Below are 25,107 nucleotides of genomic sequence, written 5' to 3'. Positions count from 1 at the left end.
TGATAGCAAATCCCGCAATCGAGGGATTCGGGGCGGTCGAACACCGTTCGACAATTGTCAGCTCATTCGCGGAAAACACTTTTTCGAGGGATATCGCTGAAGAACCCCCCTCTTATGATCGGCCCCTCGAATGGGGGCTGCCTGACGGCTGCACCTGGTGGCGATCAATAATATACAGGAAGAAGCTAACCGTGGGATATCGTATAGGTTGCGATATTGGGGGCACGTTCACCGATTTCCTTTTGCTTGATGAGGGCAGCGGCGAAACGTGGCGTGAAAAGGTCCCAAGCACACCCGCCGATCCATCGATCGCGGTATCGAACGGCCTGGAAGCCATTTGCTCGAAAGCGGGCATAGCGCCCTCGCAGATCGCCCAGTTCTTCCACGGTACCACCGTGGCGACCAATGCGGTGCTACAGCATAAGATCGCCAAGGTAGGCCTCGTAACCACCGCGGGCTTTCGCCAAATCCTTCAGATTGGTCGATCCTATGTTCCTGGCGGGCTGGCGGGGTGGATCATCTGGCCGAAACCGGAACCGCTCGCGCCACTTGAAAGCACCATCGAAGCGGTTGAGCGCACCGGAGCCGACGGCGCTATCGTTATTCCGCTCGACGAAGCCAAGCTGCGCGACGATCTTCTTTGCCTGAAGAGTCAGAAGATCGACGCGCTGACGATTTGCTTCATCAACTCCTATGTCGATGGCAGCAACGAGGTCCGGGCGGGCGAAATCGCAGCGGAAATATTTGCTGGCATACCGATATCGCTCAGCCACCAAATCCTACCTGAAATGCAGGAATATGAGCGGGCGCTGACGACGGTTACCAATTCCGCGGTCGGCCCGGTGGTGGCTGATTATATTCGAAACCTTACCGAACGGCTTGATCGAGCTGCCTATCACGGACGATTCCATTTGCTGCGATCGGACGGAGGTCTGATGTCGGCAGCCAAGGCTCAGGCTGCGCCCGTCAATTTGCTCATGTCTGGTCCAGCGGGCGGGGTGGCAGGTGCGGTGTGGATCGCAAAGGCTTCAGCGATTCCCAACGTCCTGACCCTCGATGTCGGCGGAACGTCGACCGACGTTGCGCTTATCGAGAACTATGTCCCTCGGCTCACACGCGATACTAGTGTCGGAGACCTGACGGTTCGCTCCTCGTCCCTTGACGTAAAGACGGTCGGTGCGGGGGGCGGATCAATCGCCTATGTGCCAGAACTCACGCGGGCCCTGCGCGTCGGACCTGAGTCGGCGGGAGCGGTTCCGGGCCCGGCATGCTACCAGAAGGGTGGGACACGCCCTACCGTCACCGACGCGAACGTAGTGCTGGGCTACCTCCCGGCCGACTTGCTGGGTGGCTCATTCCATCTGGATCGCGAGGCTGCAAAGGCTGCTGTCCAAACCATTGCGGATGCGATGGGCGTCTCGCTTATGGCTGCGGCTCAAGGCATCATCTCAGTCGTCAACGAGAATATGAACGGCGCACTTCGACTTGTTTCGGTGCAGCAAGGATATGATCCTCGTGATTTCGCTCTGATGGGCTTCGGTGGAGCGGGATCGTTGCATTCCAATGCGGTCGCCAAGATCATGGGCTCTTGGCCTGTTATCGTTCCGGTGAGCCCCGGCGTGTTGTGTGCTCAAGGAGACGCGACCACCCGTGTACGCCATGAAATGGCACGCAGCTTTGCCAAAAGCTTTCCCGATACGACGAATGAGGAGGTCGTGGCCGCTCTCCGCGAAATGTCGGCAAAGGTATCAGCTGACTTGGTCGACGAGGGCGTCCCGGTGAAGGACCAGCAGCTGCGGTTCGAAGCAGGGGTTCGCTACAAGGGGCAAGGATCGGAACTGTCTCTTCCAACATCGACCGATGGCTTCGATCTTGCAACGCTGGGCAAGGCATTCGACGCCGAGCATAAGCGGATGTTCGATTTCACGCTGCAGGCGACGCGTGAATTGTTGAACCTGCGCGTGGTGGCAATGGGTCAAGAGGCCGATTTGCCCCTTCGCGAATTGCCGATAGGGGACGGCAATCCCAACGCCGCCAAGTTGCGCGACCATGAGATCTGGGTCGACAACAAGGCTTTTCCTGCCGTGATCTACGACCGGGCGAAGCTCCGGGCCGGCGATCGCATCCTCGGTGCCGCCATCGTCACCGAGATGGACTCAACCGCCCTTATCCTGCCGGATCATGTCGGGACGGTCGATCGTGCCGGCAACATTCTTATCCGCCCCGTTTGAGGTTCAGTGCGATGCCAGCCACCATCATTCAATCCAACGCCCAGCCGTTCGACAGCGTCGAGGTCGATCCCGTAACCCTCGATATCATTGAGAATGCGCTCCGCCATCTTCGCGAGGAGATGGATGCCACACTGGTGAGAACGGCCATGTCGCCGGCTATCCGGGAACAGGGAGACGCGTTCCCGCTCGTGACCGATCGCGATGGCAGGATGATCGTCGGTCAGATGGGGTCGTTTCTCCAGGGCTTCCTCGCCAATTACGAGGGGACCATCGAAGAAGGGGATGTGATCTGGCTTTCTGACGCGTACGCCTGTGAGGGTGCTATCAGCCACAACAATGACTGGGTGATCTTTCTTCCCGTGTTCCATGAGGGTCGCCTGATCGGGTGGGTCTCGATGTTCGGGCATCAGACCGATGTCGGCGGCAAGACCCCCGGCAGCCTGCCCACAGACGGCACTTCCATTTTCCAGGAAGGAATCCGTATCCCTCCCGTGAAGATATATCGAAAGGGCGTGTTCAACGACGAGCTGCTCGCCCTCGTTTTGCATCAGGTCCGTATCCCGGAATGGAATCGCTCAGATCTCAATGCCCTGGTCGCCAGCTGCCGCACGGCAGAACGACGTATGCGCGAATTGTGCGAGCGCTTTGGCGTCGACACCTATGTCAGTTCGCTCGATTTGCTACTTGAGCGCAACTATCGGGCGGTCAAGGAGCTGATCGCCAGGAATATCTCCACGGAGCCAATCTCCTTCGAGGATTATGTCTGCGATGACGGTGCCGGTTTCGGGCCCTACAAGTTAAAATGCACGATGTGGCGAGAGGGCGAGAAAGTCATCCTCGACCTGGATGGTACCGACCCGCAGTCTCCAAGCTCGATCAATTACCTGCTCAATGAGAATGTTCAGAAAATGTTTTTCGGCGCCTATCTGATCAAGGCGTTCGATCCACAGATTTTGATCAATGACGGATTCTATCCGCTCGTCGAGGTGCGCGTGCCGGAAGGCTCGATTCTGCGGCCCAAGTTCCCGGCCGCCTTGTCGTGCCGAACCCACACACTGAGCCGCCTGTTCGATGTGATGGGGGCGCTGCTGGGACAGAAAACGCCTCAATTCCTCAACGCTGCCGGCACCTCGACCGCCCCGCATCTGATGTACTCGGGCTATGACAGCGAAGACGAGTTCTTCCAGCTCTTTCAGATAGGCTTCGGGGGTATCCCCGCGCGCCCACATGGCGACGGTCCAGATGGGCACTCGATGTGGCCGGACTTCACCAATGTGCCGAACGAATTCCTCGAACGCTATTTCCCTATCCGAATCGAGCGATACGAAACAATCCCCGACTCCGGGGGGGCGGGCTTCTTTCGCGGCGGTAATGGCATGCTCATCGCATACCGGTTCCTCGAACCGGGCGTGATATCGATCCATGACGACCGCTGGCTGCTGTATCCATGGGGGGTCAACGGCGGAGAGCCTGGCTCGCGGTCGAGTAAGATACTGTACCGCACGGATGGTTCGGTGGAGGTGGTTGCCCCAAAAATCGATAATATCCGGGTGTCGTCCGGCGATCTGCTCCATTTCCTGACCTGGGGTGGCGGGGGCTGGGGCGACCCGCTGCAACGCGATCCTGAGAACGTGGCCCTCGAGGTGCGCCGTGGCCTGATATCCAGCGAAGGCGCGCGGCGTTACGGAGTCGTCCTCACCGGTGAGGATCAGGTCGATGGCGACTCTACCCTCTTGCTCCGTCGATCGATGCTCAACGGTCGCGGTGAGCTCCCGTTGTTCAATTATGGCGGGACGTTGGACGAGATATTGGAGCGCTGTCATCAGGAGACCGGCCTGTCCGCTCCCGTTCGACCCTCATGGGCCGATCGTCGTAGCGCGCAGTCGCTGTAATCTCGCCATGGGGCAATCATAGCGGGGAGCGATGGCGCACCTACGAAGCGCTATGGCCAAGTGAGCAATTTGTTTGGGCTAGAAGCGAAATATCGACACCAAGGTCGTGGTCGAGACTGATGGCTGACGCATCGGTGCCATCAATAACGTGATGTCCAATTTGGGAAGGGTGTTCGAACGTGGGTCTTACTTTCTTCGAAAAGGTTTGGAACGATCATGTCATCGAGGATGTCGGTGATGGCAACTTCTTGATCCATATCGATCGCAACTTCATGCATGAACTCAGCGGCGCGGTGTCGCTGAAGGCGATCGATGAGGCGGGCTTTGATGTTCGCAATCCCGAACTGACCTTCGGAGTGGTGGAGCATGCCATCGATACCCATCCCGGACGGAAGCGGACCTCATCGGCGCCGGGTGGGAATGATTTCCTGCGTGAGTTTTACGAGCGCATCCGCCATCGCCCGATCCGCTTTTTCGATTATGACGATCGACAGCAGGGCATCGTCCATGTGATCGCCCCCGAATTGGGGATAGCGTTGCCTGGCGAGACCTTCGTGTGTGGTGACAGCCACACCTGCACGGTGGGCGGCATCGGCGCCTTTGCCTGGGGTATTGGTTCCACCGACGGCGAGCATGTGCTGGCTACCCAGACCCTCGTCATAACAAAGCCGAAGACGATGCGGGTCGACTTCCAGGGTCGCCTAGCCGCGGGTGTCTTCGCCAAGGACATGATCCTTGGCCTCATCGGCAAATATGGCGCCGGCGGCGGCGTCGGCTATGCGATCGAATATGCCGGGGAGACCATCGAAAGTCTGCCGATGGACGGTCGTCTGACCCTTTGCAACATGGCAGTCGAATTTGGAGGCCGCACTGGCATGGTCGCGCCCGACCAGATCACGTTCGACTATCTGAACGGTCGGCCGTTCGCTCCGGCGGGAGAGGACTGGCTTCGCGCGGTTGCTTATTGGCGATTGCTCCGGTCGGATCGGGACGCCCGGTATGACAAGGAATTGGAGCTGGATTGCAATCGATTGGCTCCGCAGGTGACTTGGGGGACCAGCCCGAGCCACGTCATCGGCGTCGACGATGTCGTTCCCGATGCGGCCGAAAGCCCCGAAGGCGTTGCGCGCGCCTCCCATGCAAGAGCCCTCGAATATGTTGGCCTTGAACCGGGCACGCGGCTGTTGGGGGAAAAGATCCAAGGCGTCTTCATAGGATCATGTACGAACAGTCGGCTCGATGATCTGAGGGAAGCCGCCAGCGTGTTACGCGGGCGGAAGATAGCGGACGGCCTGATGGCGCTCTGCGTCCCCGGGTCGACGACGGTCAAGCGTGCCGCCGAACAGGAGGGCCTGGACCGGGTCTTCAAGGAAGCAGGCTTCGAATGGCGGGAAGCGGGTTGCTCGCTTTGCGCCAGCGGCGCAATCGGCGGCGAAGCCTTTCCGCCCGGTTCGCGGACGTTGAGTACCACGAATCGGAACTTTGAAAACCGGCAGGGCCGGGGGGTGCGGTCTCATCTCGCCAGCCCCGCCACGGTGGCGGCATCGGCCGTCGCTGGACGCATCGCCGATGCGCGGGAGTACTACTGATGGAACCGATCACCCAGCTCGAGGGCGTGGCCGCCTCGTTGATGATCAACGACGTCGATACCGATCAGATCATCCCCGGCAAGGATCTGATGAAAGTCGAGAAGACAGGCTTCGAGAAGGGCCTGTTCGCAAACTGGAGATTCCTGCCCGACGGTGCTCCTGATCCGGACTTCATCCTGAACAAGCCGCCGTTCAACGATGCCACCTTCCTCGTTAGCGGAAGCAATTTCGGTTGCGGAAGCTCACGCGCATCGGCGGTCTGGGCTCTTCGCGACTTTGGCATCCGATGTGTCGTAGCCTCCAGCTTCGGGTCGATCTTTCAGTCGAACTGTCACGTCAGTGGGGTGCTCCCCGTCGTGTTGCCGGAAGATCAGGTGCAGGCAATCGTCGCCGATCTGGCGATAGCGCCCCGTTTGCAGGTCGATTTGGAGAGCTGCACCCTCGTTAGCGCCAGGCGAACCTACACATTCTACGTGCCTAAACTGGCGCGTGAGATGCTGCTGAGCGGGAAGGATCCCATCAGCGTGACCCTCAATCGCGATGCCCTGATCCGGGATTTCCAGGACGTCGACCGCCAAAGGCGACCCTGGGTCTATGATATTGTAGAGAAGGCGGAGCAAGGCGCATGAGCCGGAAAAGCTTTGGCGAATTGTTCGCCAATCTCGATGGACCGCTGCTGCTGCCCGCTGCGCATGACGTGGTATCGGCTCGCCTCATCAAGAATAGCGGTTTTCCCGCAATTCTTGTCAGCGGCTTCGGCGTGGCCGGCTTCCAGTTCGGCCTGCCCGACTTGGGGCTCGCGAGCTTTGGCGAGTTCGCCAATGCAGCGCGCTATATCGCCGAAGCGGTTGAGGGGATTCCGATCCTGATGGATGCGGATGACGGATATGGGGATGTCAAGAACGTCACTCGCACCGTCCGGACCTATCAGGCGATGGGAATGTCGGGAGTCCTCCTCGAAGATCAGGTCAGTCCGAAGAAATGCGGCCAAACCGCTCATCGTAAGCGGATATTGCCCGCCGAGGAGGCCGCGAAAAAGCTGACTGCGGCAGTCCAGACGCGGACCAGCAAGGACTTTTTCATCGTCGCCCGCACCGACTCATTGGGCGTTGAGGGCTTGGAGGCGGCGATCGAGCGCGGCAAGCGCTATGTCGATCAGGGGGTCGACGCGCTCTTCATCGAAGCTCCGCGAGAACTCGATCAGCTTGAGCGTATAGGACGCAGCTTCAAAGGAACGCCGCTGTTCGTCCCCGCCGCCGGGAACAGTCCGATCCTGCCGCCCCGTGACTATTGGGAGATGGGGTTTTCCGCGATCCTCTATCCCGGCACCGTCATGGCGGCGATGATCGGCGGCGCCGAGAAGATGCTGGCGGAACTCGCTACGGGCTCGATCGCGGCAGCCAACCCCTCCAATCCAGACTTCAAACGTGTGACCGAAATAATGGGGATGCCGGAATGGATGACGATTGAGGATCGGTACGAGAACCTCGGATGATCGATTGGGCGATCGGTACGGCGGTTTGAGAGGACCAAAGATGCCAGGTCTCCGCACCAAGCTGATCGCAAGCCGAACGATTGCCTGTGCTGACGTCTTTCCAAGGCAATAGAGGACGGCATCCACGTGAAATATCGCCATCTGACCAGTCCGATCACCATCAATGGCCTGACGATCCGCAACCGTCTGATGCAAACCGCGCACAACCGCCATTATGCGCGGCGGGGCGCCGAGTCCGAACGCGACCGGGCCTATGTCGAGGAGCGCGCCAAGGGCGGCATAGGCCTTCTAACCCTGGGCAACCATATCGTGCATCCGACCGGGATGGGCGGTGGCCATCCAGGCGTGGCATTCACATTTCTGCCTGAGGCCCAGCAGCCGTTGCGCGCAACGGTCGAGGCTGCCCACCGTCATGACGCGCGGATATTCCTGCAACTCAACCATTTCGGCGGCTCGATCACGAGCAATCCCGATGATTATCGCGTGCTGTGGGCACCATCCCGCTCCGTCTCGATCCTGTCTGGAGAACAGTCGAAGGCGATCGAGCTCGAGGAAATCAACGCTGTCGTCAGCGCATTTGCCGAAGGCGCTGTTTTTGCGAAACAGGCGGGGGTGGATGGTGTCGAGATACACGTCGCTCATGGCTATCTGCTGCATAGCTTCCTCACGCCGCTGACCAACCGGCGCGCCGACAACTATGGCGGCGCGCTGGAAAACAGGCTTCGCATCACGCGTGAAGTAATCGCGGCGGTGCGTGCCGCGGTGGGCCCCGAATATGTTGTCGGAGTTCGCCTCAGCCTCTCCGATGAGATGCCGGGAGGGATGGAAGTCGACCAGATGGCAGCGGCCGCCCGCTTGCTGGTGGACGATCGGATGATCGATTATATCGCGACCAGCTCAGGGCAGGGCGCGATGTTTTGGGTCGGCGCTCAGACCGGATTTGCGCCACCTGGCTTCCTGCTGGACAAGCTCGCGCGCTTCAAAAAAGCGCTGCCCGACATTCCGGTCTTCGCGGTTGGTGGCATTGACGATGCCGATATGGCCGAAGCGATCCTGGCCGAGGGCAAGGCGGACATGGTCGCGATCACGCGCGGCCAGATCGCTGATCCGGAGTTCGCTCGCAAGGTCGTGGAGGGCCGTACCGACGAGATCCGCCACTGCATCCGTGGCAATCAAGGCTGCCTCGCACATGCGATACGCGGCGCCCCGGTGACCTGCACCGTCAATCCGGCCGCCGGCCGGGAAGCGATATTCGGTCTCGGCACCCTCAAGCCAGCGGATTCCCCGGCTGTTTGGCTGGTCATAGGAGGTGGGCCCGCCGGCATGAAAGCCGCCGAGGGGTTGGCCGAACGAGGTCACCGCGTCACGCTGGTCGAACGCGAGGCGCTGCTCGGCGGTCAGCTGAACATCAACATCCTCCAGCGAGGCAGGGCGAGCTGGAATGTCCTCCGAACGGATCTCGAGCGGAACCTGACGAGATTGGGCGTCACGATCATGCGGGGCCTTACCGCCGACGAAAGCTTCATATCGACCTTTGGCGCGGATGCCGTTCTGCTCGCCACTGGCGCTTATGCCGACCGATCGGGTTGGTCCTCGGTGTCGGCCCGCATCGCTGGGCTCGAACAAGCCCATGTGCTCACGCTGTGGGAAGCCATTCAAGAACCGGCGCGAGCCGGAAAGAAGGTGCTTCTGCTGGATGACGAAGGCGCTTTTCGCATCGGCGGAGCCGCGTTGCGGATGCAGGAGGCCGGATCACACGTCGTCCATGTCTCGCGACTGAATGCGTTGCTGCCGGGCACGATGACCACGACCGACATGCCGCCGCTTTATACGGCCCTGTTTGGAAACGGACTCGAATCGCACCTGAACAGTTGGGCGCGCCGGATCGATGGTCGGTCAGTGACGATCTTCAATTTATATAGCGGTGTTGAAGTGGTGATCGAGGACATCGATACGATCGTACTGGGCACGCCCCGACACCCGGCGGATGGCCTCTATTACAAGTTGAAGGGAAGGATCGACCGTCTCTATCGGATCGGAGACTGTCTTGCGCCACGAACCACCGACCATGCGGTTTATGAGGGCTTTCTCGCTGGACGGGAATTGCTGGGATGGGAGAAGCGACCGATATTCGAGGGTGATCGCGATGCACTGTTGCCGACCGCCGTCCCGCCGACAGCGCTGATCGGCTGAACCCATGGATCTCTCGGGACAGGTTGCTGTAATCACCGGCGGGGCACGCGGTATCGGCCGTGTCTTCGCGACGGCGCTCGCAGAGTTCGGGGCGGACGTTGTGGTCATCGATGTCGCTCCCTGCGATCAAACCGTGGCGGATGTGCAGGCGCTGGGACGCACCGCATGGCCGCTCGTTGTCGATATAAGCAGCGGATCAAGGTTCAAGCCCGCCCTTGTCGAGGTTCTGAAAATCGCTGGCCGCGCGGATATCCTCGTCAATAATGCAGCCAGCACGGGCCGTCGCCAATTGCTTCCCTTCGATCAGATCGATGAAGCGGATTGGGACGAGGTCATGGCGGTGAACGTCAAGGGAATGTGGCTTGCGGCGATCGCCGTGGCGCCCTTCATGCGCGCCCAGGGCCGCGGCCGTATCATCAATATGACGTCCGGCACGGTGTTCACAGGGCAGCCGAGCCTCGCTCACTACATCACGTCAAAAGGTGCCGTCATCGCATTCACCCGCGCGCTATCGCGGGAACTCGCCGGGACGGGGATAACGGTCAACGCGATCTCGCCCGGCTACATCAATACGGACGGTTCCCGCGAACTGGCGGCCTCGGCCGACCGCCAGGCATTCGAACACGCGATGGTCGGGGGGCAGATCGTTCACCGGATTGGCGAACCCGATGACCTCCTTGGGGGTCTGCTCTATCTTGTGTCCGATCTCAGCGCGTTCATGAGCGGTCAGCTTCTCAACATTGACGGCGGTCTCGTTCATTACTGAAGCTTTGCGATCGGTTCAGTCGAGCCAATAGGCATAAGCCCGCAATTCGAGGCTAACCCGGGGCGGGGCGGAGGCGGGGGCGGTCGGATCCTCGAACGCGGTGTGCAGCACATGGTGGGCGCGCGTAGGATCGCTCTCATTGGTCTTGAAAATCAGCAGGTCGTCGCGGCCCATGTCACGAAAATAGCACCAGCGATGCGCCGGATTATAGCAGGGCATCAGCGATTCCAGGGTCACCCCTTGCGGAAAATGGGAATCATAGGGGCGTAAATCCATCGGGCTCACCGAGCGCGCGTCGCAAATGGCGAGAGGCTCATCCAACGGACCTGGAGAAAGGGCACGCCATATATTGTAGAAGGCCCAGCGGCGTGCATGGCGCGGTCGATCGGGGAAGCCATAATCCAGCAGGGTGACGATTCCGCTGTCGCTGGCGTCGATATGCGCAAATGGGACGGGCAGGTTGCTGTTTCCGCGCTGCTCTGGCGGCGTCTTGGTACCTCGCCTCAACTCGCCCAGTCCAAGGGCGATGACATCGTCGGCACCGGTCAGCTGCTTCAGTACCGCCTCGAGCTCGGGAACATATAATTGCGCCCGCTGATCCTGATCCTCGAAATCGGTGACCTTCGTCGGTGCGTGCACCAGCGCAAATCCTTCGCGATCGACATCGGGACGGTCGAGGTTGAAGCTGGCATTGTGAATGGTCATCCGATGGGGGGAAAAGGCGGCGCGATTGCGGGAATAGTCCGTCGCATAGATTTGCGGGCGGTCGGCGTCGTGCGTACTGTAATTAATGATGGCTTCTACATTCGTGGGGGCGAACATCCGCTGCTCCAGACAAAAAAGGGGCGGCCTCAGCCGCCCCCGAATTGATGTGACGTCGCTACCAGGAGTAGCGCAGTTGGAAAGCAACCTGCCGCGGTTTCTCGCGACTAACCGTATAGGATCCGGCGGTCAGCGGGGTATCGGCGCCCCAGATGAAGGGTTGCTTGTTCGTCAGGTTCTTGCCGATCACCGACAGTTCCCAACCGGCGACGGGATTGGAGAGCGCGATTACCGCATCCAGCTTGGCATAGTCATGCTGCGTCAGGACCGGATCGAGCGTGTCGGTGATCACATAGTCGGTCGAGTAATAGATCGAACCGCGTGCACGGAACTCCAGATTCTCACCCACCGGAGTGTGGAACTGGATATCGCCGGCGCCGCTATACTTCGGCGAATAGGCTGTCCGCAGACCCGAATAGTCTCGGATACGGATGCCGTTCAGGGTGTCGATCGGCCGTGGCGAGCCGTTGGGATAGGATCCGTAATGGGCCTGCAGATAGCTGAACGTACCGCCCATCTCCCAATGCTCGTCGATCACCCAACGCCCTTCGACTTCGATACCTTTCGAAACCGCGCCGTCTACGTTGCGGATGATGTTGAGGATCGAGTTGCCCGAGAACTGCGTGGTGACCTGCTGCAGGTTCTTATATTTGCTGTAGAAGAGGTCGAAATTGAACAGGACGTGCCCATCGAACAGCTTGCTCTTCAAGCCGACCTCGAACGCATTGACCGTCTCCGGCTTGAACGGAAGGTTCACACCGGTCGCGTCGAAGCCGTTGAAGCCGCCCGCCTTGAACCCGTTCGCATATTTGGCGTAGGCCATCGCGGTGGGGGTGATCTGATACTGGGCATTCACCGACGGCATCAAATGGGAATATTTGCCTTTCACCCGCCGGAAGCCTGGATTGACCCCCAACGCCGGGCCAAAGACGGCGTTGACCGTGGCAGCAAGCGGGCCGGTGACGCGGACGATCCCGTCGGGCAGGTTCGCCCGACCGAAATAGACATCCTGGGTGTCATGCTTCACCACCTTTGTACCGCGAAGCCCGCCGGTGACCTTGAGATCGGGGCTGATATTCCAGGTCAAGGCGCCGAAGGCCGAATAACTGTCGGCCCGCTCATGGAACTGGAACGAGTCGCCAAATGGTGCGAGTGACGCTAGCGCAGGCGGCAGGGCCAGGAACGAGAACGCGATATTGGTCGACTGGTCGAGGACGCTGTGCTGGTAATATAGGCCGCCGATATACTCGATCGTGCCGCCCGTCTCCGACGCGAACCGCAACTCCTGGCTGAACTGGCTGAACTTCTCGGGCCCGGTCGCGCTCAGCAGATCGACCGGTGAATTGTCGATGTCGAAGAAGATTTGATAGTTGTGATGCTGGAAGCCGGTCACCGACGTCACCGTCACGCCTCCCAGGTCGAGCTGCATGTTGGCGGTGACCAACTGCCGGGTCATGTTGAGGAACTTGCCCGGAGTGGTCGCGCGCCGATTGTCCAGTTTGTAATTGGTGAAGCCGTTGGCCAGCGCAATGCCGCAGAAGCTGGTCGGATTGAGCACGAAAGGCGCGGGCGGAGGACAGCGAATACCTTCACCGATGATCGCGCCCTCGTTATGCTCCTTGCCGATCTCACCCTTGATCCAGGCCTTGAAGTTCGTGCCCGGATCGTAGCTCAGAATGACGCGGCCGGCCTTGTTGTCGTCGCCGCCGACCTTATGGCCATAGCCCTCGTCGAACATCCAGCCATTGGAGCCGCTGACTTGGCCTGATACGCGAACGGCGAAGGCGGCGTTGAGGGGGATGGTCGCGCCCGCCTCGAAGGCATAGCCGCCATCGGTGGGTTCATAAAGCGCCCGCGCGAAGCCTTCGGCAACCTTGCCGGGCATTTTGGTCGTGATGTTGAGCACACCCGCTATCGCGCTGTTGCCGAAATAGGTCGATTGCGGTCCCTTCAGCAGTTCGATCCGCTCGATGTCGAAGAAATTGGATTCGGTCGATTTCGCCCGTCCGAAATAGATGCCGTCGACGAAGGTACCCACCGACTGCTCGAACGATCCGTTGCCGCCCGATCCTATGCCGCGCAGGAAAATCCGGTTGGCAGGCGACGACATGGAGACTTTGAACGCCGGCAGATTGCCGGAAAGATCCAAGAGCGATTTGATCTGCCGATCGGCCAGCATCTTGCTGTCGACGACGGTGATCGCGACCGGAACTCTCTGTACATTTTCAGATCGCTTCTGCGCGGTGACGACGATCTCCCCCAAGCCGGCCTCGGCAGATTCAACAGGTTGAGGCGCCGCTTCCTGAGCGAGCGCCATGCTGCTCGTCATCGCGCCGCAGAGCGCGCCGCCAATCAGATAGGCGCGGAGTGCTCGGAAATGCCTCCTGCGGAAATCCCTGTTCGGTGTTTGGTTCGTCATATTTTCCCCCTATGGCCCGAAAATAGCTGCTGGTGGGCTCGAATCAGCTTCGGCTTGATTTCGGCATCTAAACTTCCTTGGGACTGCGTTTTGATGCACTCCCTCGAATAAGTGATTTTACGCACGTTCATCGGTGTCTGGACGTGCCGGCTGCCCAATATCGGGGGGAAGGGCGACGAAGGCATGTTCGTTCCCGCTTCGGAATACCGCGATCGAGGTATGGCCGCGGCTCGATCGTTGCAGTCAGCCTCCTGGTTTCGGGAGGAAAGGCCTATGGGCTCGCTGTTGGCCGAACGTCGGAGTGGACCGGACCAAAGAGGGGCGTCGGCTTTGCGGGCTCGCAGGCGCCTGCAGGTCCTTTTCGCGCTGGTCTGTTTGTCGATCGCTCCGGTTGAACCGGGGCCTCGATTTGCGTCCCTTGGTGCTGTGGCCACCGCCTCAACAGATAATAATATTTCCATCCCGGATTCCCTGATTTCCCATCTCGGCATTCGGTACGCAGAGCCTCCGGTCGGAAATCTCCGATTCCGCGCGCCGAGAGCTCTGCCTCCAGGGGAGCCCGTCGTCACCAAGCCTGCAGCTTGTCCGCAATTGTCGGGAGTTAATGCCGCTTTGACGAGTGAGGACTGTCTCCAGCTCAATATCTACGCGGCGCGAAAGCCAATCGATGGAAGGCGGCCAGTAATCGTCATATTCCCCGGCGGGGGGTTCAACGAGGGTGCAATCCAGATGCCGATCTACGACGGCAAGCTTCTGGCGCAACGAACGGGTACCGTCGTGGTGACGGTGAATTACCGTCTCGGTGTCCTCGGATTCCTGAGCCACCCGGCGCTCGATGCCGACGATCCGGCGGGGCGGTCTGGCAATTACGGCTTTCTGGACCAGCAGGCAGCGCTTCGCTGGGTACAACGCCATATCATGACCTTCGGCGGCTCGCCGCACAATGTCACGATATTGGGACAATCAGCCGGTGGCTTTTCGGTCTTGAATCATTTGGTCGCGCCAGGAAGCGCCGGGCTTTTTCATCGCGCGATCATCATCAGTACCCCGCCTGCTGCGGCGGGCCCCGCCGTTGATGTCAGCGGGGCTCAGCCCCAGGGGGCGGCCGTCGTGCGGGCCGTTCATTGCGATCAGGCTCTCGACGTCGCCAGTTGCCTGCGGGCTACGCCCATTGCCGCTTTCCTGAAGCTCGCATCACTGCTTCCGACCAGCATCTTCGTGCCCATGCCAGTGCGCGATGGAGTGGATATCCCTGTTCAGCCAATGACGGCGATCCGTGAGGGACGGATCAACCATGCGCCGGTGATGGTCGGCACGGCACGACGCGATCTGGATCTCCTCGTCGCGGCTCTTCAGCTCGACCGATCCGTTTATCCAGCGGAGTTGCGGAGCTGGTTCAAGGGGTTCGCTCCCGAGGTTCTGCATCGATATCCGGTGACTGATGCCGCGGACGCCGAGCGACAATTCGCCAATGCCATGACCGATGGCGTAATGTTCTGCCAGAATGAGTGGCTTCGTCAGGCGCTCGCGAAGCGAGGCACCGTCTATGGGTTTGAATTCACGCAGAGTCCTTCTCGACAGGCATGGTCCCTCGCTCCCGGCACTCGCCTACACGACAGCGATCCGCACCACGGCTCCGAACTGCCCTATATATTTGGGGTCGATAAGGACGGGCGACCACTGATGGGCGAGGATGAAAAACTGTCGCGCATCGTCATGGGCTATGTAGCTGCTTTCGCGAGAAGCGGAACTCCGCATCCCCGGGGAGATCGTCGATGGAAACACTATGGATCGGGAAGATCCCTCATGATGCTCCAACGCAGACCAGAAATGTCCGGTAGCGCGCGCTTGATTCATCATTGCGATTTCTGGGACCGATCACCGATCTACTTCCCTTCGGGGACGAAGCGGTAAGGCTCTCGAACCCTCAACCATGATGGATCACGGTCGTCTTGGTTTTTGAAAATTCGAGAAGGGACACCAGGCCTTTTTCCCGTCCGTGTCCGCTCTTGCCGCTTCCACCAAAGGGCAGTTCGACACCTGCCCCAGCGCCATAGCAATTGACAAAGACCTGACCGGCACGAAGAGCCTTGGATACTCGGATTTGTCGTGCCCCGTCGCGGGTCCAGACACCGGCGACCAAGCCATATTCCGTCGCGTTGGCAAGAGAGATCGCATCAGCTTCATCGTCAAACGGGATGAGGCTGAGCACTGGTCCGAAAACCTCCTCGCGGGCAAGCTCATGATCGCGGGGCACCGGTCCGAACAAGGCAGGCGTCACGAAATAGCCGCTGTCCGGCACCTTGGGATCAATTCGCCCTTCCGCGAGGAGCGGTATCCCGTCCCGGCGAGCCCGATCGATGAAGCCGAGGACACGCAGCTGCTGAGCGCGTGTAATCATCGGGCCACAATCCAGATCCTGATCGGACAGCCCGACGCGAACGGCATTGAACGCCGGAACCAAACGCTCGCTCACCGTCGCGCAGATGGAACGTTGCACGAGCAGTCGGCTTCCCGCCGAACAGGTCTGTCCCCCATTTTGAATGATCGCGCGCAGGATGATCGGCAATGCCGCGTCCAGATTTGCATCCTCGAAGACCAGTTGCGGGGATTTACCGCCGAGCTCCAGCGAGCAACCGATGAAATGGTCCGCCGCGAGCTTCTGAATGATCTGTCCGACCGGCGGAGAGCCCGTGAAGGAAATGAAATCGACGCCCGGATGTGCCGCCAGCGCCGCCCCAGCCGTTGCCCCCCGGCCAGTGACGATATTCAGGGCGCCTTCGGGCAGGCCTGCTTCACTGGCGATTTCCGCCAGGCGTAATATGCTGGCGCAAGCTTCCTCGGCGGGCTTGAGCACAGTCGTGTTCCCCATGGCGAGGGCCGGTGCGAGCGAGCGACCGAACATCTGTGCCGGGTAGTTCCAAGGCAGTATATGTCCGGTCACACCCATCGGCTCACGCGACAGCAGCACGAGATGGTCGGGCGTATAGGGAATGATTTCGCCATGCATTTTGTCAGCGGCCCCGCCGAAGAACTCGAAATAACGGGCCAGCGCGGCGATGTCGGCCACCGCCGTGGAGAGCGGTTTCCCGGTGTCCTTTGCCTCGATCGCGGCGAGCTCGGCCGAACGGGCTTCGATATGTTGTGAGAAACGGCTCAGGATTCGGCCTCGGTCCATCGCAGACATGAGACCCCAGGGGCCGTGCTCCAAAGCCCGTCTTGCGGCCGCGACCGCAAGGTCGATATCCTCCGCGTCGCTATCGGCGATTTGAGCATAGCAATCCCCACTGGCGGGATCATGAACCGGCAATGTCCCACCACTGGCAGCCGGCACCGGGCGGCCTGCGATGAAATTGGCGTTTTTAAGCATGGTCACCTCCACTGAATTCATTGCTTTGCCAAACACCGACTGTGGCGCCGTCGGTCTCAAATTCCTTTCCCCCTTCCATCATTTACGATGATGGCGTGGGCCTAGTTCGAGAGCATTCAGCTGCCAGTGAGGCGCGGGTACAGTCCCTTTCGCAGGCCCCTAGACCAACATGTTGGTGGGTCGGGCCATAACACCAAGATGCCTCCCCCTTCCGCACTACTATGGCTCGCCGATTTTTCCTGGATGTAGTCTCCGCCTGACCATGACGGCGGATGTTCCGCGCAGACCTCGTCGCACGGTTCAGAAGATAAAAACGCATTGGCGGGAGGAAAGGACATGCAAGTAATGATCGAGGGGCTTCAATCGGATAGAAGCGGGCAGGGCAAAGCGTCGACATCCAGCCGGCGCGACCTTCGTCGCCTGCATCTGTTGCTCGGCAGCGCGATAGCGGTCGCTCTCAGCGGCCCGGCGTTCGCGCAGCAGCCGGCTTCGGGCGCCCAGGCTGAAAGCGCTGATGCCGCGACGATCGAGGACATCATCGTCACCGCGCAGAAGCGTGAGGAGCGGTTGCAGGAGGTGCCGATCTCTGTGGCGGTGGTGACATCAACCACAATCGCCGCGCGCAACCTGATCCAGCTCACCGATCTGGGGCGCTTGTCGCCGGGTGTGCAGGTCACCACGGGCGGCCGATCGGATCGCTTGAGCATCCGCGGCGTCAGTTCGGCCCCGGGTGCGTCCATCGAGCAGTCGGTGGGTACCTTCGTCGACGGCATCTATCGCGGTCGGTCGCGGACATCGAGCGCCGGCTTCCTTGATCTGGAGCGTATCGAGATATTGAAGGGCCCTCAGGGCACCCTGTTCGGTAATAACGCCATCGCCGGCGCCTTCAACATCATCACTGCCAAGCCGACGGCACAGCCATCGGGCTTTGTCCGCGGCGTATATGGCACCGAAGGGGAATATACCGTTGAAGCCGCTGGCGGCGGCGCGGTCACGAGCAATCTGCTGGCACGCGGGGCGATTATCGCGTCCGGATCCAGCGGTTATATCAGCGATAGCGGCATGGGGCGCAAAATCCCCGCCTATGACAATCTTGCCGGTCGCGGCACCTTGCTGTTCGAGCCTTCGGCGGATTTCAACGCCACGCTGAAAGTGGAGGTGGGACGCAGCAAGCAAAAGGGAGGTATTCCCAACGAGGCCGTGGGTTGTCCGCCTAACCCGGTGGACTTTCCGGCGGGGCCGGGGCGTTTCTGCCAGGCGGCGCTTGCCAATGGCCAGACGGACGGCGTCGACTATCGGCGGGCCACTTCACCGGGCCAAAGCTTCCTGTTGCGAAATCGCGATGTGGTCCTGACGCTGAACAAGATGATCGGGGATGGCGAACTGACCTCGATCACCGGCTATTCCTGGTATCGCTATAACGCCAATATCGATGTCGATGGCGTTCCGCAGGTGTTGCTCCATATCGCGCAGCCGGAGCGATATCGCCAGATCAGCGAGGAACTCCGTTACACCTCGGCGAAAGGCAATTTCCTCGAATATTCGGTTGGTCTCTATTATCAGAACGGCAAGCTGGACAGCGATTTCCAGAACACTTACGGCTTCCTAGCCACCGCGATCGCGACCGCCGCCCCGAGCTTGGCAGCGCTTCTGCCATTCAACATCACGACGAAGTTTCGGCAAAAGGATGAGACCTTTTCGGCCTTCGGTCTGATCGGGATCAATCCCACCGACAGGCTCACGATTTCGCTCGGCGGACGCTGGAGCAGCGTCAAGAAGGATTTTCGCCAAGCGAATATCTTCGGTCGCAGCACCGACAATTATGGGCAGATGATGCCCTATTCGGATGCACTCCAGTCGGTGGCGCAGGCAGCCGCGGCGGCGGTGCGCCTGTCGGGACAGAATTTCTACGGCGTGGCCGGGGTGCCCGCCTATGTGCTGTCGCGCAAGGATACTAAATTCACGCCATCGCTCAACGTCAATTACAAGGTCGACGACCGGGTGATGCTGTATGCCAGCGTCGCCAAGGGCTTCAAGTCGGGCGGCTTCAACGCCGCCGATGTGAGCCGCACCGCCGCTAATGTCCTGTTCGCGCCAGAGACGGTGACCGCCTATGAAATCGGTATCAAGAGCGAGTTGTTCGATCGACGGTTGCTGCTGAATCTCGATGCCTTCCGCTCGAATTACAAGAACCAGCAGCAGCGGATCAGCATCAACAACGGACCGACGCTGGTCAGTTTGATCCGCAACGCGGCATCGACCGTCGCTCAGGGTGTCGAGCTCGAGAGCCAGTTGGTCGTCACCGATCAACTCAAGGTCATGTTGAGCGGCCTTTATCTGGACACGCACTTCAAGAGCTATCCGAACGGAGGCGCCACGTCGGCCCAGCTGGTCCGAAATCCGCTGGCGATACAGGATCTGAGCGACCGCTCGCCGCCTTATGCTCCCGAGTGGAGCGGGAATGCCGGCTTTATCTTCACAGCGCCGGTCGGCGACTTCAAGCTCACGGTCGACGGCAATGTCTTCTTCTCGAGCAAATATTTCCTCGAGGAAACACTCGACCCCAACCTCGTCCAGCAAGGGTTCGCCCGTATCGACGGTCGGGTTGCCCTGGCGACCTTCGACAATGCCTGGGAGCTTTCGGTGATCGGCCGAAATCTCAACAAGAAAAAAACCTATATATTCGGAGCGGTAACACCAAGTACGCCCGGAACCTATGGAATTACGCCGGAGCGGCCGCGGAGCGTGGCTGTTCAGTTGCGATATAAATGGTAACCATTGGAGATATTATGACTTTGTCGATTGCTCCGTTGTCGCCGGGCTTCGTCGCGGAACTGTCGGGTGTCGATCTGCGCGAGAAGCTCGACGATGCAGTGATCGAAGGCATCGTGAAGGCCATCGACCGCTACGCGGTCGTGGTCTTTCGCGGCCAGCCTTTGACCGAGGAGCAGCAGATCGCTTTCGCCGAGCGTTTCGGCCCGCTGGATATCGGTCTCAAGCGAGTCTCCAAGGCCGGCCAAGCCGCCCCCAAGGAACGCCTGAAGAATGACATTCTCATCGACATCTCGAACGTGGATGCCGACGGACGCCCGGTCCAACGCACGGATCCGAAGATCGTCAACAACATTGCCAACCAGCTGTGGCATAGCGACAGCTCCTTCCAAAGCCCGCCTGCTGCCTATTCGATGCTTTCAGCGCAAACGGTAGCGAGGAAAGGTGGGGATACCGAATTTGCCGATATGCGGGCGGCCTATGATGCGCTCGATGAGGATATGAAGGCCGAACTGGTCGAGCTGGTTGGGGAGCATTTTGCGCTTCATTCCCGGGAGATTCTCGGCGCCGACAATTGGACCCAGGCCCAAAAGGACGCCATCCCGCGCGTCCACTGGCCGATTGTGCGAAGCCATCCGGGTTCGGGTCGGAAGCTGCTGTTCATTGGCGCGCACGCGTGCCGCGTCTTGGGGATGACCGTGCCGGAAGGCCGGATGCTGCTACAGGATCTGCTCGAGCACGCCACCCAGCGCGAATTTGTATATCGCCACAAATGGACGGTGGATGATCTCGTGATCTGGGACAACCGCGCCACGCTTCACCGGGGTCGCCGCTTCGATTTTACCGAGAAGCGGGAGATGCGCCGCAGCACAACCGTCGATGCGTCCGGCCTGCTGCCAGCCGCCGCGTGAGGGCGGGGGGCGATATGTACGATCTCAAGCATCTTCAGGATCGGGCCGAAATCGAGGACGTGATACACCGATATTGCGATCTCACCGATCGATCCACCTATGAAGGCGAGCATCTCCTCGACAGCCTGGCGGAGATTTTCGCCGAGGACCTCGCGGTGGATTACGGTTTCGCCGAAACCTTTGCTTCGGCCGCGGCCTGGATTGCGCAATGGAAACGAATGCGCCCCGATCTTGGGCGCGTCCACCACCTCTATGGCAATATGCAGATCAGGATCGATGGCGACGTCGCTACCGCCCGATATCATGTTCTCGCCCGCCATAGCTGGGACAATGGGGATCATTGGCACGCGGGAGCGGTGTTCGACACCGGACTATCTCGGCTGTCGGGGAGATGGAAGATCGCGTCGATCCTGCTTCATGTTCGCTATATGGACGACCCCTTTGGGCGCATTGCTGCGTTGCCACAGCACCAGAAGCACAGCTTCGTGGAGCATGAGCGGCAGGCCTCGCCTCAGAACAGAAAGGCACCCTGAACCGTGGCGCCTCAGCTGGCGGCGGGGATCTTCTCAAAATGGCGCGCTACATCGTCCTCGGAAACGATGTCCGCATATTTCGCGCCCATATCGAACAAATTGGCCTGATGCGGTCGATCGTCGCGGTCGGCCACGCCGTCATGAACAACAGACGGTGCAAAGCCATAGCTGATGCTGTCGTTGCAGGTCGCCCGCACACAGCCGCTGGTGCTGAGGCCGGTGATGATCAGGCTGTCCACCTTGTCCGCGACCAGAAGCGACGAAAGCGCCGTACCGAAAAAGGCGCTCGGATAGAGTTTGGTGATCAAATGATCACGCGGATCGGGGGTGAGGCCATCCGCAAATTCCGCGAACTGGCTTCCCTGCTCGAAAAGGGCGAGCCCCTTGCTCTTGCGATACATGAGGTGCGACTTCAGGTCGCTTGGACTGATCACGACCTGGGTCAGGAAGACGGGCAACCCTGCCTTGTGGGCAAGCGTGCGCAGACGCAGCGAGGCTTCGAGCGCGGCCTGCATGCCGTCCACCGCGTCGGGGGCATAAAGCGGCGAGGCCTTGGCAAAATAGGCCTTCACGAAATCGATCAGGATGAGCGCGGGCCGGGCGCCGAAGCCGACATGCAGGCCAAAGCCGGCTTGCTGATAGTCGAGGGTGAGATTCTGCATGGCGGGGCCCCTGCTTTGGCGAAACATTGGGTGGCCGGGTATCATGCCGTCGCCCGGCGACGATATACCTTGATCGAGGGAATGAAATGGGCGGACGTCTTGGCCAAAGCACGAGCTGACGCCGGATGGGCGTGCCGCAGGAAGGTTGGTCGTGCTGAATAGTCACGCGGAGATATCCGGCGCTCCCTACCCCCATCTTTTTTCGGGGTTGCAGTTGGGATCGCGCCTCCTGCGCAACAGGATCGCGTTCGGTGCCGTTTATACCGGTCTGATGGAGCGGGGAGAGATCAGCCGCGCCTATCTCAATTTCCTCGTCAACCGGGCGCGGGGCGGCGCCGCCCTGCTGGTTTCCGAACCCTATGCCATGTGGCGATTTTCGACAGGCGCGCTCGCCCAGGCGCAAGTCCACGGCCAGCGCGACTTGGACGGCTTTCGGAGGCTCGCTGCGGCAATTGAGGACGAGGGGAGCGTTCTGCTCGCGCAGCTTTCGGAGCAGGGCAGGGGAGATATTCGCGCTGTTCGCCGGTTTCGTGCCGTCGCGCCCAGCATGCTGCCAGACGATCTCAGCTGGACTATGCCGCAGGCGCTGTCGGTTGACGAAATCCGCCATATGGTGGGCGACATGGCGGAATCGGCAGAACGCCTTCGGCGATGCGGCTACGCCGGTGTCGAAATTTCGGCCGGTCACGGACATATCTTTCATCAGTTCATGTCGACTTGGTCTAACCGTCGGGATGACGCTTATGGCGGTTCGTTCGAAAACCGCATGCGCCTGCTTGATGAGCTGGGTCGGGCGCTTCGATCGTGCTGTGGCCCGGATTTCCTGATCGGTGTCCGACTGCCGGGCGATGATGGCCTCCCAGGCGGTATCGGCTGGAACGAGGCGGCCGAAATTGCCGCTCACGCTACGGCCACGGGCATCTACGACTATGTCAATTTCGTCCAGGGCTCCCAATCTTGGACTCTGCACAAGCATTTGCCGGACATGCACGGCCCGCGCGGGCCTTATGTGGACCAGACGGGCTTGATGAAACGCCATTGTAATGGCGTACCCGTCGCTTGCACGGGCCGCATCGTGGAGCCCGTTCAGGCGGAAACCCTGTTGAGCCAGGGCAAAGCCGATTTCGTCATGCTCGGGCGGACGTTGCTTGCCGACCCCGCTTGGGGGCGCAAAGCCCTGCAGGACAGGGATGGCGACATCCGCAAATGTGTCTCCTGCAACAATTGCTGGGCATCCACGCTGATGGGTCAGCCAAGCTATTGCGACAACAATCCTCGAATCGGCCTCGAGGACGAGGTCGACTGGTGGCCGGCCAAGGTCGAGCAGCCGAAGAGGATCGTCGTTGTCGGTGGCGGCATCTCCGGGCTTGAGGCCGCGTGGATCGCGGCAGCTCGCGGCCATGAGGTCACACTCTTCAACGCGTCCGCGGAACTGGGTGGTCGCGTGCGGCTCTTTTCACAACTACCGGGCTGCGAGGCGGTGAGCTCGATCTTCGACTATCAGATCATGGCCGCGGAGCGTGCGGGGGTTGACCTCAAGCTGTCGCATCACGCCACGGCCGATGACATCGCGGCCTGCCGGCCGGACAGCGTCATACTCGCGACGGGGGGCCAGTTTCTCTGGCCGGAGCAGCTGCCTGCCGAGCTTCGTGACGAAGGCTACATATTGGATATGGCTCAACTGCTGCGCGAGTTGGTGGGCCGTAAGGCTCATATGCAGGGCACGGCGGTGATATATGATATGGACGGCACCGATATGACCTATGCCGGCGCCGAACTGCTGGCGGACATGTTCGATCGCGTGGTGATCGTCACGCCGGTCGAGAGCGCAGCGCGCGACCAGGCAACGGTTATCAAGCAGGCGGTCTATAGCCGTATCCTCGGGCGCGGGATCGAGGTGATCAGCTGGGCGGAGCCATCCCCAGCGAGCCGTTTCGAGGACGGAGTGTTCGTCTACCGAAACATCATGACTGGTCGCGAGGGCATTATCGAGGATGTCCAGCTCTTCACCTACGCCACGCCACGCGTGCCGCGGAGGGAGCTGGCAACGCAGCTTGGCAAAATATGTGCAGATGTGCGGCTGATCGGTGATGCAAAGGGCCCGGGCTATACGATCCCGGCGATGCGCGAAGCGCACATGCTCGGTTGCACGATCTGATCGCAGCGGGAGGGAGCGACCGAGATGACCAGTAATGATGTAGATGGCGGCTTTGCCGAGTTTCGCACGGGATGGAAGGTCGTCATGGCGGCCTTTGCTGGATTGATGTTTGGCGCCCCGACTCTTGCCTCCTATTCGATCGGTCTGTTGGCGCCCGAGCTCGTCAAGGAATTCGGCTGGTCCTTCTCCTTCGTGCTGAGCGGCTTGATGGTGGTGGTGGTGGCTTTCCTGCCATTGGCCCCCCTCGTCGGCGTTGCAGTCGACCGCTATGGTCCCCGCAGGATCGGATCGATCGCGCTGGTAACCTTCGGTCTAAGTTATATGGGCCTCGCCCTTTCAACGGGCTCGCAGCTGCAATATTGGTTGACTTGGGTGCTGATCGCGCTGAGCGGCGTAGGGGCAACTGCGGTCACTTTCACCCGCGCGATCGCCGGCACTTTTGCCGCTCGACGCGGCCTCGCGCTTGGCATCGCCCTTTCCGGTACCGGCTTTTGCGTGATCTTTCTGAAGCTTACTGGCCAGCCGCTGATCGATGCGTTCGGCTGGCGAACTACGGTGGTCATGTTCGGTGCGCTACCGATCCTCATTGCTATGCCGCTTGTCCTGTTGGGTACGCCGCGCACGATCGTGGGCGCGTCCTCCTTGACCCGGAATGCCGGCGAGCGGCACCAGAGTGACGAGGGGCTTCGGCTCGGTCAGATACTCCGAGGCCGCACCTTTTGGATTCTTGTCCTGGCGTTTGTGCCGGTGGCGTTCGGCGGTGCCGCTTTTCCCAATCTGGAGAACATCTTCCGTCACGCCAAGGTCCCGCATGAGCTAATCCCCGTTATCACGGCTCTGATTGGCGCCTCGATGATCATAGGCCGCATCTTCGGGGGCTACATCATCGATCAGATCTGGGCACCCCTCGTGGCATTCGTAGTCGTCGTGTTGTCGATGATCGGATGTCTGCTGCTGTCGCTCCCCGTGATGCAGCCCTGGCAGGCCGCAACCGCCGCCATCCTTCTGGGGCTGAGCGCCGGTGTGGAGATCGACCTGCTCGCCTTTCTCGTGGTCCGTTATCTCGGCCTGCGCAACTATGGCGTCATCTACGGGCTCCTATTTGGTCTGTTCATGATCGTCGCTGGCGGCGGGCCAACGCTCATGGGGTATGCCTATGATCAGACCGGTAGCTATTCTACGATCCTCTGGTGGACCGGCTGGGGCATATTGCTCCTTGGCTCGAGTGTGCTTCTGCTCGGTCGCTACCCTGAACAGCGGCCACCGTCGCCAGTGGCCGCCAAATAGGTGGCTC

General features: G+C 60.4%; 17 protein-coding genes. 13 read left to right on the top strand and 4 right to left on the bottom strand.

The window, feature by feature from the left end; all coding sequences use genetic code 11:
- The first annotated feature begins 191 nt into the window (after nucleotides 1-191).
- From ASE22_RS05755 to ASE22_RS05725, 7 genes are all read left to right on the top strand, one after another.
- Complete coding sequence (locus ASE22_RS05755) at nucleotides 192-2,231, top strand: hydantoinase/oxoprolinase family protein (RefSeq protein WP_056356010.1); 2,040 nt, start codon at nucleotides 192-194, stop codon at nucleotides 2,229-2,231.
- An 11-nt stretch (nucleotides 2,232-2,242) separates the two neighbouring features.
- Nucleotides 2,243-4,123, top strand: a complete 1,881-nt coding sequence (locus ASE22_RS05750; RefSeq protein ID WP_056356008.1) for a hydantoinase B/oxoprolinase family protein — start codon at nucleotides 2,243-2,245, stop codon at nucleotides 4,121-4,123.
- Between the two features lie 179 nt (nucleotides 4,124-4,302).
- The gene (locus tag ASE22_RS05745; RefSeq protein ID WP_056356007.1) at nucleotides 4,303-5,712 is read left to right on the top strand and encodes a 3-isopropylmalate dehydratase large subunit; all 1,410 of its coding nucleotides are present in this window, start codon (nucleotides 4,303-4,305) and stop codon (nucleotides 5,710-5,712) included.
- Nucleotides 5,712-6,341, top strand: coding sequence for a 3-isopropylmalate dehydratase small subunit (gene leuD / locus ASE22_RS05740; RefSeq protein ID WP_056356005.1), 630 nt, complete (start codon nucleotides 5,712-5,714; stop codon nucleotides 6,339-6,341). The genes ASE22_RS05745 and leuD overlap by 1 nt, the downstream gene beginning before the upstream one ends.
- A complete protein-coding gene (locus ASE22_RS05735) occupies nucleotides 6,338-7,207 on the top strand; it encodes an isocitrate lyase/PEP mutase family protein (protein ID WP_056356003.1) in 870 nt (289 codons plus the stop codon). Before leuD ends, ASE22_RS05735 begins: the two co-directional genes overlap by 4 nt.
- A 126-nt stretch (nucleotides 7,208-7,333) precedes the next feature.
- Nucleotides 7,334-9,400, top strand: coding sequence for an oxidoreductase (locus ASE22_RS05730; RefSeq protein WP_056356001.1), 2,067 nt, complete (start codon nucleotides 7,334-7,336; stop codon nucleotides 9,398-9,400).
- 4 nt (nucleotides 9,401-9,404) lie between these two features.
- Nucleotides 9,405-10,166 carry an SDR family NAD(P)-dependent oxidoreductase gene (locus ASE22_RS05725; protein WP_056355999.1) on the top strand — a complete coding sequence of 254 codons (762 nt, stop codon included), beginning with the start codon at nucleotides 9,405-9,407 and terminating at the stop codon, nucleotides 10,164-10,166.
- 15 nt (nucleotides 10,167-10,181) lie between these two features.
- Here the strand turns inward: ASE22_RS05725 and ASE22_RS05720 are convergent, their stop codons facing one another.
- Both ASE22_RS05720 and ASE22_RS05715 read right to left on the bottom strand, forming a co-directional pair.
- Nucleotides 10,182-10,988, bottom strand: a complete 807-nt coding sequence (locus ASE22_RS05720) for a CmcJ/NvfI family oxidoreductase (RefSeq protein WP_056355997.1) — start codon at nucleotides 10,986-10,988, stop codon at nucleotides 10,182-10,184.
- A gap of 58 nt (nucleotides 10,989-11,046) precedes the next feature.
- Nucleotides 11,047-13,407 carry a TonB-dependent receptor gene (locus ASE22_RS05715; RefSeq protein WP_056355995.1) on the bottom strand — a complete coding sequence of 787 codons (2,361 nt, stop codon included), beginning with the start codon at nucleotides 13,405-13,407 and terminating at the stop codon, nucleotides 11,047-11,049.
- Nucleotides 13,408-13,590: 183 nt separating this feature from the next.
- Here ASE22_RS05715 and ASE22_RS05710 point away from each other — a divergent pair, with 183 nt between their 5' ends.
- The gene (locus tag ASE22_RS05710) at nucleotides 13,591-15,321 is read left to right on the top strand and encodes a carboxylesterase/lipase family protein (RefSeq protein WP_082545651.1); all 1,731 of its coding nucleotides are present in this window, start codon (nucleotides 13,591-13,593) and stop codon (nucleotides 15,319-15,321) included.
- 13 nt (nucleotides 15,322-15,334) lie between these two features.
- Here ASE22_RS05710 and ASE22_RS05705 read toward each other — a convergent pair whose 3' ends face one another.
- Nucleotides 15,335-16,777: an aldehyde dehydrogenase family protein gene (locus tag ASE22_RS05705; RefSeq protein ID WP_056356370.1), complete on the bottom strand. Its 1,443-nt coding sequence runs from the start codon at nucleotides 16,775-16,777 to the stop codon at nucleotides 15,335-15,337.
- A gap of 336 nt (nucleotides 16,778-17,113) precedes the next feature.
- Between ASE22_RS05705 and ASE22_RS05700 the strand changes: the two genes are divergently transcribed.
- The 3 genes from ASE22_RS05700 to ASE22_RS05690 are packed head-to-tail and all read left to right on the top strand — an operon-like array spanning nucleotide 17,114 to nucleotide 20,993.
- Entirely contained in the window at nucleotides 17,114-19,552 is a 2,439-nt protein-coding gene (locus tag ASE22_RS05700) for a TonB-dependent receptor (RefSeq protein ID WP_082545652.1), read from the top strand.
- Between the two features lie 14 nt (nucleotides 19,553-19,566).
- Nucleotides 19,567-20,460, top strand: coding sequence for a TauD/TfdA dioxygenase family protein (locus ASE22_RS05695; RefSeq protein WP_056355989.1), 894 nt, complete (start codon nucleotides 19,567-19,569; stop codon nucleotides 20,458-20,460).
- Nucleotides 20,461-20,474: 14 nt separating this feature from the next.
- On the top strand, nucleotides 20,475-20,993 hold the full coding sequence (locus tag ASE22_RS05690; protein WP_056355987.1) for a nuclear transport factor 2 family protein: 519 nt from the start codon (nucleotides 20,475-20,477) through the stop codon (nucleotides 20,991-20,993).
- A gap of 11 nt (nucleotides 20,994-21,004) precedes the next feature.
- On the opposite strand, the gene ASE22_RS05685 is transcribed toward ASE22_RS05690, so the two are convergent.
- Entirely contained in the window at nucleotides 21,005-21,655 is a 651-nt protein-coding gene (locus tag ASE22_RS05685) for an isochorismatase family protein (RefSeq protein WP_056355985.1), read from the bottom strand.
- Nucleotides 21,656-21,806: 151 nt separating this feature from the next.
- Here ASE22_RS05685 and ASE22_RS05680 point away from each other — a divergent pair, with 151 nt between their 5' ends.
- Both ASE22_RS05680 and ASE22_RS05675 read left to right on the top strand, forming a co-directional pair.
- Complete coding sequence (locus ASE22_RS05680) at nucleotides 21,807-23,813, top strand: oxidoreductase (protein WP_156397316.1); 2,007 nt, start codon at nucleotides 21,807-21,809, stop codon at nucleotides 23,811-23,813.
- 24 nt (nucleotides 23,814-23,837) lie between these two features.
- Complete coding sequence (locus ASE22_RS05675) at nucleotides 23,838-25,100, top strand: MFS transporter (protein WP_056355982.1); 1,263 nt, start codon at nucleotides 23,838-23,840, stop codon at nucleotides 25,098-25,100.
- The last annotated feature ends 7 nt before the right edge of the window (nucleotides 25,101-25,107 follow it).

This window comes from Sphingomonas sp. Root720, assembly GCF_001428605.1.
Classification (GTDB): domain Bacteria; phylum Pseudomonadota; class Alphaproteobacteria; order Sphingomonadales; family Sphingomonadaceae; genus Rhizorhabdus.
Note: the sequence above shows the minus strand (reverse complement) of the source record. Positions and strands in the feature narration are given on the sequence as shown.